Genomic DNA, 12,662 nt, shown 5'->3' on the forward strand with positions numbered 1-12,662 from the left:
CTGCCCAGAACCCGGCCCTAAAGGGCCGGGCTATGGTTACGAAGCCCGCTGCGCGGGCTGCTGGCCCTCGCCCACGATGCGGGAGAGGGGCTGCCCCCCACCACTACCCTCGGCAAGGAGATCCAACGCGATGTATAATAACAAGCGTGCAAATTCCAACCTTGATCATCGTCACCGGGCATCCGGCAACCGGCAAAACCACCCTCTCGCAAACGCTGGCCGCTGGCCTGCGCCTACCGCTATTGAGCAAAGACGCCTTTAAAGAACTCATGTTCGATGGGCTTGGTTGGTCAGATCGGGAATGGTCGCGGCAAGTAGGGGCAACAGCGATTGCAATGCTCTACCACACGGCGGCAACAATTTTGGCTAGCGGCCAATCGGTTATTATGGAGAGCAACTTTCGCGTCGATCTCGACACACCGCGTATGCAACGCCTGCAAGCGATTGCCCCCTTTTGTCCGGTTCAGATCCGCTGCGTCGCCAACGGCCATGTGCTGGCCGAACGCATTATTCGCCGCGTGGCGCTCGGCCAGCGCCATCCCGGTCATTGCGATGATATGTCGCCGGCGGATTTGGAAGTCGTGCGCACCCGCGGCGATATTACCCCCTTGCCAATTGGCGGCCCACTTCTGACGGTTGATACGACGATTCCCGAATCAATTGATATGGATGCCATTCTGCAATGGGTGACAACCCAATTACGCGCATAGGGTCTCTGATTGCTCGCCGTATGCAAGGAGCAACTGCAATGAGTCAAGCCATCATCCATCTGACCGCAACCGTCGATCCGCGCGCTCACATCGGTGAAAATACCCGTGTGTGGCATTGGACTCAGATCCGTGAAGGAGTAACCGTTGGCAGCGAGTCGATCATTGGCAAGGGGTGTTATCTCGATACCGGGGTCAAAATTGGCAACCGGGTCAAGATGCAAAGTAATGTCTCGGTGTTTCACGGCGTCACGATCGAGGATGGGGTCTTTGTGGGGCCGCACGCTTGCTTTACCAACGATAAAACCCCGCGGGCGATCAACCCGGATGGGACGCTGAAAGGGGCGGACGATTGGACGGTATCGCCGACACTGGTGCGTTACGGGGCTAGCATTGGCGCGAATGCAACGATTGTGTGCGGGATCACGATTGGCCGGTTTGCGATGGTAGCCGCCGGAGCGGTGGTGACGCGCGATGTGCCTGATTACGGTTTGGTGATGGGCAATCCGGCCCGGCTAGTCGGGTATGTGTGCCCGTGCGGTGCGCGTTTGCCGGGAGGGCCGGCGCCAACGACTGAGGCGCGCACGTGTCCGGTGTGCGGCAGGGTGACGTTGGTGGGAAGTGGGGAGTAGGGATGATCAGGGAGTAGGGTGGCGGGTATTAGCGAATAGTGTGCGGAGCGAGCGGGAGTGTGAGCTGCGCGCGCGCCATCTCCCATTCTCCTAGCGGGGCCAGTTCGATCTGGTTGGTGGCCGGATCAAGCAGCAGCACAGCGCGCTCAAAGTACTGGGATACGCGCTGGCTGCCATCGGTCAAAGTCGTAGGCAACGGCGCGCTCAGCGGATCGCCGAAGAGCATCTGGCCGCCATTGCGCTGCCAGTACGCAGCAAACGGGCCGGACGGCCAATCAGCGGGCCGGCCCATTGCTTCGCCGCCGCCATACGCTTGCGCCGCCGCCGCCTCTGCCCCCAACGACGCCATCTGCACGTAGGTGACGGTATCGCGCAAAGTTTCATCAACCACGATCACGGCGCGGGCGAAGCGTTGGCGCATACCGGCGGGTGAAATCTCGGCTGGCGCGAGCGGTGCGCCAAAACGTTCCCCACCGCCAAGGGCGCGCCAGAAGCGATAGATGACTGCCGGAACCGGCGTTTCGTTGATGATCTCCGGCGCAGGCAACGGCAATACCTCAGCGGCATTAGCGAGCACCGCGCGTAGGCCGGCAAGATTCTCGGCCACCTCAGGCTGATCGCCAGTAACGAGTTCGGGGGTAATGGCGGCAATGCCAAGACCGCCGGCCCAATCGTGCATCCCGCCAGTGATGGCGTAGCGATCCCAGAAGCGGGCATATTCGTAGCCAGCAGCAGCGGCGTACACTTGAGCCATAGCAATGGATGGCTGATGTTCGCAACTAGCCGGAAAGACCAACCCGGCATTAGAGTGGAGAAAGATGGCGCCGGCGGCATCGAGCAAGAAGGCGCGGATGAGGCGCGTTTCCACTTGGGAGTCGGGATAGGGGCCGCCGGTGTCTGAGACAATCCCGCGCGCACCTTGCACCCGTTGCCGCCAGTCGTTTTCCGGGCAGGCATCGTGGCTGGTATCCATATTGCGGTTGAGATCGACGCCGGCCGCGTCAAACCGCCAGCCCCGCGCCATGCCGTCAGGATTGAGCAGCGGAATGATCACGAGCCGTACCTCAGGCGGCACTTCTGACGGATTAGCGCGAAAATGCTCGATCAGCGCCAAGGCCAGCCGGTAAGTATTGGCTTCGGGTGCGCCGTGGGTCGCCCCCACCACCACCAACTTCCGCGGGCCATCACCGAAGATGACGGCCTCGATGGGGCGGCCCTCAGCCGAGCGGCCAATTTCAACGGTGCGGATTGGCGTGGCTTGAGCTGGCGGTACGCTAGGCAACCAGCTTATGATGATGAGCAAGATGGCCAAGACGAGATGTGGCATAGTTTAGATGAGACCAATGCAGGCCGGCACGCGCGCAACGAGCAGTTTTCGTCTCTAGTGTACCATTAAGAACCGTGTGTTTGCGAACAGCGTCGAGCGGCAATACCGGTCGAGCATTGCTAGCAGCGGGTGAATCGATCGCGAGCAGGAGTGACTCTCAATCGCGCAGGAGATTGCTTCGCCACGCTCCGCGCGGCTCGCAATGACATCTGGAAGCTGCTACCGGACGCTCCTTGGCGGAGGCACCGCCCCCCAATCACCGATGCCGCTATGGGGCGAGCCAGCGGCCCGCGCGCCATCTTTGTGGTTGACGATGCGGCGGTTCACCCTCACCCCCGGCCCCTCTCCCACTTGCGTGGGTTCAAGGGCAGACAGAACATCCGTCCCGTACCCGGCCCTAAAGAGCCGGGCTATGCTTACGAAGCCCGCTGCGCGGGCTGATGCCCCCACCCCTCGCCCCTCCCCCGCTGGGGGAGGGGTGATGGGGAGCGCAGCCCGGGGCTTTACGCCATTGCACAGCGATCGACAGTTGTACTCGATCAAACGTTCTGCCCGCTCCTCAACTGACGCGGGAGAGGGGAGCGCAGAGCTGGACTCTGAGGCATCACACAGCAGGCAACGGTTATACTCAAGCAAATGTGCTGTCCGCCCCTCAACCCGCCATACGGCGGGCCAGCGGCCTGCACTCCCTCTTCCCGCCATACGGCAGCGGCCCGCGCTCCCCCTTCCCGCCATAGAGCGGGTCTTAGAACAACGCTTAGCGTCTTCACGCCTCAATACCGTTACAAACGGGCCTCTTCCTTCAGGCGCAGGTAGGTATTGACCACTGAGACGGTCAGCGATGTCGCCGGCACATCGAGCGTCAGCGCGCCACTGCGCTGGATTTGATCGAGCAACGCGCGCCGCTCATCGGCCAACTGTTCGGCAACCAACCGGCGAAACAGGCCGTGGCTGTCTTGCACCGGGCGTCCGGCCACATTGGCAATGTTCGGATCGCTAATCGTGACGCAGAGCGGCAGGTGGCGGCGAGCGAGCCGGCGGATGTGGGTAATGAGCGGTTGCACTGCCGCCGGATTGGCTAGATCGGTAAAGATGATCACCAGCGCCCGCCGTGGCTGGCGCTGATCGAGGTAGGCTAAGGCCGCGGCTATATCAGGTTCAACCGGCTGAGCCTGCATATTGTACAACGCTTCCAGCAGGCGTTGGAACTGGGCCTTCCCCTTGCGCGGGGGAATAAAGTTCTCGACTTTGCCGGCGAAGGTGAGCATCCCGGCTTGATCACCCTTCCCGATCACTACATAGCTCAGCATCATCGCCGTATTGACCACATAATCGAGCCGGGTCAGACCGGCGTCATCAGGTTGGAGCGGATCGGCGACCGGCGTGGCCATCAAGCGCCCGGCATCGATCACACAGACGATTTGCTGGCTGCGTTCAGCTTCAATTTCGGCAACGATCGGTTTGCCGCGGCGCGCCGTCGCCTTCCAATTGATCCGGCGATACTCGTCATCGGTCGTATATTCGCGCAGATGTTCAAACTCGCCGCCCTGCCCCAATTGGCGGATCGAGCGCAAGCCGATGGTACGCAATTGGCCGCGCCGGATCACCAGATCGTATTTCCGCGCCTCTAGTAAATTTGGATAGACTTGCACCGTCTGCGCAGCGGGAAAGCGCACCTGCCGGCGATGGCAACCAAGCACACCTTCGTAACGGATCACCACATCGCCAAACCGGTAGTCGCCGCGACGTTGCGGGCGGACATGGTAGCGTAGCTCGCACAAACCAAACGGCTCGGCGACGCCGGCCAGCAGATCGGCGTCAACCGGCATCTCAACCGGATACTCATCACGCAAAGTGAAGCGGAGCGGGCGCGAGGCGGCGTTGGTAACAAGAATGGTGATCAGATTAGCAGCGCCAAGGGAGAGGCGCTGCTCGTGCAATCGCTCAACCTCGATCTGATCAGGCTGGGGTGAGAGCAGCACATCGCTGATCAACACCCCACCTACCATCAACACATAGATCACGGCCACCCAACTCAGCAGAGGCACAAACGCCGCGCCAGCGATCAGCGGCGCAGCCAGCAACAACAGTAGGAGCAGGCGAGGCGTTGGCAGCATACGATTCTTATGATTGGCCCATACGACTTGCTTGGACAAGGAACCGGCGCGATTGCTTAAAGCGATTGGTGAGCGTCAAGATGGGTTGGCTTGCGCGTTAACCGATTTCACGAACGATTGCACGCAGGAAGCCTACAGCGTCTGCAACGACCATTGATAGAGCAGTGCGCGCAGCAGCCATGCCACCGTGCTCTCGACCAGCAAGTAGCTTACGAGCACACCAGCCACCACCTTGCCGGCGGTATGATACTCGGCAATCCGATCCAATGCAACCCCGGCAAGAATTGCCAATGCCGGCAAGCTGAAATACCAATGCTTATTCCAGAGACTAAACTGGTGATCAATGATCATGCCCAACGCCAACAACACCAGATACCCCGCCATCACGCAGGCCGTCCACGTCCAACCACGCCGCGCCAACCCCGCCATCCCAAGCGGCACGAGCACGAGCGGCAACACCCGGGTATGGCCCCACATCTGGGCAAACAACGAACCGACCAAGGGCGACGGCAACTGGTCGTGCCCCAGCCGATCACTCTCGGCCAAGCGCGCCGCCAGCGCGGTCAGGGTCGGCAGAACGTATCGCCCGTAATAGAGCGCCAGCGCCAGCACGATACTGATCCCCAACGCCGCCATCACCCGCGGCCCCGCCGCCGCCAGCTCAGCCCGCCCGCGCCACGCCAGCAGGCTTGCTACACCCACGACGAACGGCACAAATGCGGTATGTGTGACATAGATCAACAACGCCACCAGCAATGCCCCGCTCACCAGCGCTATCTGCCACCACCCCCAACGAGCGCGTTGAACCATCTCATTGATGATCACGAGCGTGAGCACGACCCACCACACCCCAAGAATGGTCGGATAGCTGCCGTCGTGAAAATAGAGATGCGTCACCGGCAAGCCGGCAAACAACGCGCCGGCCAAAAAACCGGCGCGCGGATGATAGCCCGATCGCACCAGCAGCAGATACAGCAACAGGGGGAGGTCGCGTCGAGCAGACTCACCAACACCTTGAGCGCAACCGTCATCGGCAAGGTCGTCGGGAAGTTCGCAGCCAAGGGCACGAAGGGGTAATAACTCAGCAATGAATACGGAACCGTTTCGATCCCCCACTCATATTGATTAGCCAACCGGCTCTGCACCACATCGCTCTGACCGGCGGCAATGCGCGAGACGTGATTTGCGCGTCCCCGATGGTCGATATCAACAAACGACAACGCATTCATACCGACGACGTGCAGCACAAATAAAACACCAGCTACGAGACAAACCCGTGAAAACCATACTGATGCAGTCTTGCGGCGTACCGACCAGAACAATCGGAGCAGCCAATAACCGGCGGTCATTCCTGCCAGCGCGACAAGGAATAGCGGCCAGATTGTGACCGTTTGCAACCGCCACATTGCTACGGCATACCCGGCGCTGACTGCAAACACGAGCGTGAGAATCGCCTGATCGAGCAGTGGCAAGCGGAGAGCGTATCCACCAAGCAAGAGCAACGGGAACGCCGCCAGTAACCAGATCATCCATGTTACTGGCAGTGAACCTAGCGTCAGTTGGTGTAACTCAAATCGGGTTACTGCCATCCCCAATCGTTCTTCGTTATATGGCGGCAATGGTTGAATGCTCAACGACAATTGATTGCCAGCAGGCAGGATCGCCTCGGCGGGAATCAGCACATCTACCCGGCTCCACCCTGCGGGAACGGTAAGTTCAGCAGCGAACCCATCGTTCATACGAATCAGCAACTGCCGTGAATCAACGCCAAAGCCATGCATTTCGATGAACAGGCGATACGGAGCGTGGCTCAGCGCCGGCAGCTCAATGGTAGATTGGGTAGCAAGCCAGCGAAACGGGCCAGTACCGCCGAACTCGACCACGCCAACTCCGCGATTAGCCAAATCCATCGGCAGATCACAGTTGAGGCGATACCGTGCCGGCACGCAGAACGAACAGACGAAAACCAGAACAGACAGCACGATGATCACGAGCGCAATCGTGCGCTCGTGAACGATCAATTGTCGCTAGCGAGAAGTTTGGTTTTGTAACATAACAATTCTCAAAAGGCAATGGCGCAAGATGACGAACACCGCTCTCGCTCGCACTGACCAGTTGCAGGGTTGCGGGCCGAGCACTGAATCGCAATCGACACTGCCAAACCCTGTGCTCGACCTTCTCTACCGGAGCGATACGATCGTGCGTATGGGATGTTTACACCTATCTAAGTGACGAAAGCAGCCATCTCATCGATGGATTGACGACTGGTTATTACTGGTGAAGAGCAGAGGCAGCGGCGTTGAGCCTTCTTCTGCTAGATCGACGGTCGGTCACTGCTAGCGAAGACGCAAGGCCACAAGTTACCCATGACACGCTCATGTAACCAAGGTTTTCGCCTCGTATCCGCAACGATTATGCATTATAATCGAAGGACAGAGGATCGCCATCCATGAGCGCTGCCACGTTATCAGAAAACGATCGTTCAACTGGTCCGAAAGCTACAAGACTTTCCGCATGCTCTTCCACCGTCTCTTCCATACCCCACTCCGCGCGTGGCATACCATTTCGTTCTCAACGAGCGAAGGATCGCTGCTGTTTATGGCCGCATTTCTCGCCTCGGCGGCATTTGGCGTCATGCGGCAAATCCTGTTCAACGCGCGTTTTGGCATTGGCGAAGAGGCGGCGGCGCTCTACGCCGCCTTGCGTCTTTCGGAAACGGTTAGCACCCTGATTGCCGGCGGTGCGTTGACCAACGCCCTCATTCCGCATCTCTTGCTGGCGGCGCGCCAGAACGATACCGTCGTAAGCCTGATCAACCGAGTGCTCACCCTGATGATCGTCATCGCGACACCATTCACGCTCGCTCTTGGCCTCGCGGCGCCGCCGCTGTTGCGCTGGCTGGTTGCGCCGGGGCTTGATCCGGCTACACAAGCGTTAGCGGCGTTGCTCACGCGCATCCTCGTTATCGAAATTGTGCTGCAAGTCGCGTATGGCGTACTCAGCGCCGTATTAATTGCGCGCGGCCAATTCCTCTTGCCGGCGCTTGGCATTGCCTTACGAAACACGTTCATGATCATCACCCTGCTGTTCCCCCAAGCAACCATTATTACGGCGGCTTTTGGTTCGCTTGGCGACACGGCAATGCAACTGTTATTACTGATACCGGCGCTCGTTCACCACCGGCTTCGCCTGCGACCGGCATGGCGCCTGCGCGATCCGCTGGTGCAGGGAACGCTGCGGTTAGCCATTCCCGGCGCGATTTCGGGCACGATCAACTACGGCAACGCGATTGTTGACTCAGCGATTGCCAGCTTAGGCGCGCAAGCTGCCGGTCTCGGCGCCATGCATAATGCGCTCTTGTTGGGCCATCTGCCGCAACGGCTCTGTGGCACGGCGATTGGACAAGCGGCCTACCCCTACCTTGCCGCCGCCGCGATTGCACGCGACCGTTCCCTCTTTAGGCAACGCTGGCTCTGGGCAACCGGCGCCGCCGTCGCATTGGCGACATTGAGTGGGTTGGCGCTGGCAGGAGGCGGACGCTGGCTGATCCGGCTGCTGTTCGAGCGGGGAGCGTTTGATCGCGCCGCCGGCGATCTGACCTTTGCCCTTCTCCTGATTTTTGCCGGTGGATTACCAGTATATGTGATGGTCGAGATTAGCGGACGGGCGTTGGTGGCGCTTGGCGATGCGCACACCCCCTTGTTGGCCAACATTGCGCAACTGGCCAGCCGGATTGCCGTCGCGACAGCTCTCTGGCCGGTGGTAGGCGTGCTGGCGGTGCCCATTGCGACGGTTGCTAGTAGCATAATCGAAACGGCCATCCTTAGCATTGTCTTGCTGAACTGGCTGCGCACCCCAGCGGCGTGGCGGGTGACAGTGCATGCAGACGCAGAAAGCGCGTCAGCAGGCGGTGGGGAAGGGAGCAGCAGGCCGACAATAGCGGGTGAACAAGGAGTGGGCAGGTAAGACAAGTGCCAAGAATAGCCAAATCTGCGCGTCGTGTCGCTAAGTCTTTTCGGTTGCCTTACGCCGAATGGGCTATGATGCGAAGCAGGCAAACAACCGAACAGGAGAAACGCAATGGCATTGTCAAGACTATCACCAGACCTGCCAGAGCCGCACTGGCCGGATGTTGACCGTGCTGTAGCGACAGAGATTCTCGATCGACTTCCCATGGCAGTATGGATTGTTGATCAGGCCTACCGGCTGATCTATGCCAACGCCGCCTTCCGCGCCCAACCGCCGGCGGGTTTGCCAACCAGCGGCCAATCCGGTGATCAAGCGTTGCTTAATCCGTCTGCGGTTGAGCGCTATACTCAGTGGAAACGTAGCTGCGAACGCGCATTGAATGGCGAAACCGTCACGATCACGATTGGCGCGGCCAGTTACTCTGTACAACCGCTCCAGTGCCCGCAACTCGGCACGCTAGCCCTCATCACTGCCGTAACGCCATCTGATTCTGACAGTACCGCTCTCTTCCGCACAGCCATTGAAACGATGCCCGACCCCTTCGGCATGTATACAGCAGTGCGCAATCTGCACGGCCAGATCGTCGATGCGCGGATCACGGCGGTAAATGCAGCAATGTGCAGCGTCACCGGGTATCGTCGCGAGGAGTTGTTGAACCAACGGTTGCTCGATCTCTTTCCGCACTATGCGAATGATGGCACCTTCGCTGATGTGCGCCGCTTGATCGATACCGGCACGCCAGTGCATCGAACAACCACCATCATCAATCCATCCGGCAAACAACGCTATGTCGAGGTGCATGCTGGCAAGCTTAATGATGGTTTTGTGGCCATCTGGCACGATATTCACGACCAGTATGAGCTTAACCGCCATATTCGCCAGCAGGCGGAATTGCTGAACCAGATCGCCGATGCCGTGATTGCCACCGATCTCAACTACGCTGTCATGAGTTGGAACCATGGCGCTGAACAGATTTATGGCTGGACGTCCGCAGAAGTGATCGGCCAACCGCTGGGCAAATTCTTGGAAACTCGCTTCACCAATACCAACACAGACGAAGCTGCCGCGATCTTGTATCAAACTGGCCGCTGGGAGGGCGAAGTTGAGCAACGGCGCCGCGATGGCAAGTACATTCCCATTCACTCAATCGTGGTGTTAATCCGTGATGAACACGGCGCCCCCACCAGCATCGTCGCCGTTAATCGTAACATCAGCGAACGGCGCCACTTCGAAATGCTGTTGATGAAAGCCAATCAGCGGCTTGAGGAAGCCATGATTGAAGCGCGCCGGCAGGCCGCCGAGATCCTGATGGTCAACGAATTGCACGACCTCTTGCAAGTCTGCCAAACCAACAATGAAGCTGCCGGAGTCATTGCCTTCAGTTTGCAGCGGATCTTCCCTCACCAGAGCGGATATCTGATGGTGCGGCAGCCAGGGACAGCCAATCTGAACGTGCTAGCCGCATGGGGCGATAGCGCGATCGTTCCTGCTTCAATGACAATCGACCAATGCTGGTCCTTGCGGCGTGGCTTGATCCACCGCACCTGCGCTGGCGAAGGCATGCGCTGCGCTCATATCCGCGCAGATCCTGACGATTGCACGTGTTGCGTCCCGCTCGTCGTGCAGGGAGAAATCTACGGCCTGCTCCATATTGCCGGGAGTAAATTACCGCGCAGCGAACTGATTGTGATGACCGGCGACACGATCAAGCTGGCGCTCTCTAATCTTGAGTTGCGCACAACCTTACATGAACAGGCAATCATCGATCCGTTAACTGGCCTGTAAACCGGCGCTATCTCGAATCAAGCCTGCCGCGCGAGCTGCACCGCGCGCAGCGCGAACAAGCGCCGCTCACGGTAGCGATGATTGATATTGACCACTTTAAGCAATTTAACGACCAGTATGGCCACGACGCCGGCGATGCGCTCTTGCGCGAGCTGGCGGTTATCTTTCGCGAGCATTTGCGCCAGAGTGATCTGGCTTGCCGCTATGGCGGCGAAGAGTTCGTCTTCATCCTGCCGGGTGTCAACCGCGCAACTGCCCAAACGCGCTTGCAACGCCTCCGGGAGACGGTGCAGCGACGGCAGATCGCCTTTGCCGGCCAATTACTTGGGCCAGTCACCGTCTCGATCGGATTCGTGGTGTCTGAATCAGATGACCAAAATGCGCATCTGATCATCCAACATGCCGATGCTGCACTCTACGCGGCCAAGCGCAGCGGGCGCAATCAAGCGGTTGATTTTGCCAACCTGCATCTCTTACCGTCCGACGAAGGAAACGAATAGTTTGACTGGCGCCTGTGTCACTTCCACACTCAATCCATTGCCAAACGCACTGCACACAATCTCGTTGCAGGAACGGAGACGGATGGTATAACGGCCCCGATCGAGCAAGAGGCTGTTATTAGCAACCGGCAACAACCACGTCGCGCCGTCGTCACGCCGCGCTTCAGCTTCATACCGCATAGCGCCGGGAAGCGGATCAAACGACACCTGCACCACCGGCCTGCCATCATTGCTCGCTAGACTAACAAGCGTTGGCGGGGAGAGCTGGCTGGCCGGCGCAGCGCCACCATACTCGAATGCCCCCAAATCACACGCCCCTACCCGTGCTGCGCCGCGTTGATCGAGCGGCAGGCAATCGGCGCCGGCGTTGATCGCCGGACTATCGGCAAGGAGGGCGAGGGTGGGCAACGGGCCGCCATGGTAAGCAACGGCTGATTCGAGGCGCGGATCAGCCTGAGCGATTCCGCTTAGGCAGGCGCGCCCGGCAAGACTTTGCAGGTTACGGCTGCCGCGAAACGTGCCGAAGCATTGCGCCGAGTCATGCGAACTACCGAGTTGGTTGCCAGCGATAATCACATGACGCAGCTCGACATCGGCGCTATTGCTAGACGTATTGTAGAGGCCACCGCCAAGCCGATCGGCATAATTCTGCGCCACGGTGACATTTACCACCGTCGCTTGCCCGCCGTTGAAGTAGAGACCGCCGCCGTTGCCTTGATCGGCGGTTGGCGCATCGGCGCGATTGCCCACCACGGTGAGATTAGTAAGGGTCGCGCGGTTCCAGCCGGCATGGAAGGTCGTCTGCGCGATTAAGACAGCGCCGCCGATGTCTTCCGAACGATTGTTGACAAAGGTCGAATCGCGCAATGTGAGCGGGCCGTTGTGATGCATCAAGGCGCCGCCGTTAGCGCGATTATTGCTATTGAGAGCGACAAGGTTGTCAGCGAAAAAACTCCGCTCAATCTCAGAACGATCGGGGTAATAGAGGTACGAATAGACCGCACCGCCGAAATTGCGGGCTTTATTGCCGATAAAGATACTATCGCGAATCACAATCTGGCCGCCTACGCCTGTTGGGCCGGCGCCATCGTTGTAGATCGCGCCGCCAAAGCCAAAATTGGCCACGACGCCGCCATGCGAACTATCGTTGTTACGGAAGGTAGAACGCAACACTGTGATCGGGCAGCGCAGATTGTAGATCGCGCCGCCGTTGATGCCGCGGTTGTTCTCGAAGAGGCTGTCTTCAATGTGAAGTTGGCCAAAGTGCATCGAAATTGCGCCGCCGCCTTCTTCATCCGCGCCGGCAGTGCTATCGTTATTGCGGAAGATGCTGTTGTAGATAAAGACTCGTGAATTGAGACCGGAAGAACGGATTGCGCCGCCTTCTGCGCTCCGGCCATCGATCAGAGTGAGATTACGGATGGTCAGAGTCGTGTCATACAGCCAAATCATGCGCGTGCGACCGCCGCCGCTCAGCGTCACCCGCCCGCCCTGTTGCGGGCCGCCGCCGTCAAGCTCGGTATTCTGGCGCAGTTCCAAATGGCTAGAGAGGGTGATGGTCACCGGTTGAGGTCCACAGTTAAAAGTAACCCGCCCGCCACCGGCTACAGCAGCACGGAGAGCAG

General features: G+C 59.3%; 11 protein-coding genes. 5 read left to right on the forward strand and 6 right to left on the reverse strand.

The features are described from left to right. Positions 1-146 precede the first annotated feature (146 nt). Both U9R81_RS08795 and U9R81_RS08800 read left to right on the forward strand, forming a co-directional pair. Complete coding sequence (locus U9R81_RS08795; protein ID WP_322495111.1) at positions 147-710, forward strand: AAA family ATPase; 564 nt, start codon at positions 147-149, stop codon at positions 708-710. Between the two features lie 38 nt (positions 711-748). Next, entirely contained in the window at positions 749-1,339 is a 591-nt protein-coding gene (locus tag U9R81_RS08800) for an acyltransferase (protein WP_322495112.1), read from the forward strand. 28 nt (positions 1,340-1,367) lie between these two features. On the opposite strand, the gene U9R81_RS08805 is transcribed toward U9R81_RS08800, so the two are convergent. The 5 genes from U9R81_RS08805 to U9R81_RS08825 all read right to left on the reverse strand — a co-directional run bounded on the left by U9R81_RS08805 (position 1,368) and on the right by U9R81_RS08825 (position 7,321). Then, entirely contained in the window at positions 1,368-2,666 is a 1,299-nt protein-coding gene (locus tag U9R81_RS08805; protein ID WP_322495113.1) for a M14 family metallopeptidase, read from the reverse strand. A 782-nt stretch (positions 2,667-3,448) separates the two neighbouring features. After that, a complete protein-coding gene (locus tag U9R81_RS08810; RefSeq protein ID WP_322495114.1) occupies positions 3,449-4,783 on the reverse strand; it encodes a DUF58 domain-containing protein in 1,335 nt (444 codons plus the stop codon). Between the two features lie 132 nt (positions 4,784-4,915). Next, the gene (locus U9R81_RS08815; protein ID WP_322495115.1) at positions 4,916-5,743 is read right to left on the reverse strand and encodes a hypothetical protein; all 828 of its coding nucleotides are present in this window, start codon (positions 5,741-5,743) and stop codon (positions 4,916-4,918) included. Next, a complete protein-coding gene (locus U9R81_RS08820) occupies positions 5,677-6,804 on the reverse strand; it encodes a hypothetical protein (protein ID WP_322495116.1) in 1,128 nt (375 codons plus the stop codon). Before U9R81_RS08820 ends, U9R81_RS08815 begins: the two co-directional genes overlap by 67 nt. Positions 6,805-7,195: 391 nt before the next feature. Beyond that, positions 7,196-7,321: a hypothetical protein gene (locus U9R81_RS08825; RefSeq protein WP_322495117.1), complete on the reverse strand. Its 126-nt coding sequence runs from the start codon at positions 7,319-7,321 to the stop codon at positions 7,196-7,198. A gap of 60 nt (positions 7,322-7,381) precedes the next feature. Here U9R81_RS08825 and murJ point away from each other — a divergent pair, with 60 nt between their 5' ends. The 3 genes from murJ to U9R81_RS08840 all read left to right on the forward strand — a co-directional run bounded on the left by murJ (position 7,382) and on the right by U9R81_RS08840 (position 11,037). Next, positions 7,382-8,749, forward strand: coding sequence for a murein biosynthesis integral membrane protein MurJ (gene murJ, locus U9R81_RS08830; protein WP_322495118.1), 1,368 nt, complete (start codon positions 7,382-7,384; stop codon positions 8,747-8,749). 114 nt (positions 8,750-8,863) lie between these two features. Next, positions 8,864-10,537, forward strand: coding sequence for a PAS domain S-box protein (locus U9R81_RS08835; protein WP_322495119.1), 1,674 nt, complete (start codon positions 8,864-8,866; stop codon positions 10,535-10,537). A 35-nt stretch (positions 10,538-10,572) separates the two neighbouring features. After that, entirely contained in the window at positions 10,573-11,037 is a 465-nt protein-coding gene (locus U9R81_RS08840) for a GGDEF domain-containing protein (protein WP_322495139.1), read from the forward strand. Here U9R81_RS08840 and U9R81_RS08845 read toward each other — a convergent pair. Beyond that, positions 11,011-12,600: a choice-of-anchor Q domain-containing protein gene (locus tag U9R81_RS08845; protein ID WP_322495120.1), complete on the reverse strand. Its 1,590-nt coding sequence runs from the start codon at positions 12,598-12,600 to the stop codon at positions 11,011-11,013. The two genes, U9R81_RS08840 and U9R81_RS08845, sit on opposite strands and share 27 nt — an antisense overlap. Positions 12,601-12,662 lie beyond the last annotated feature (62 nt).

Source organism: Chloroflexus sp., assembly GCF_034435895.1.
Taxonomy (GTDB): domain Bacteria; phylum Chloroflexota; class Chloroflexia; order Chloroflexales; family Chloroflexaceae; genus Chloroflexus.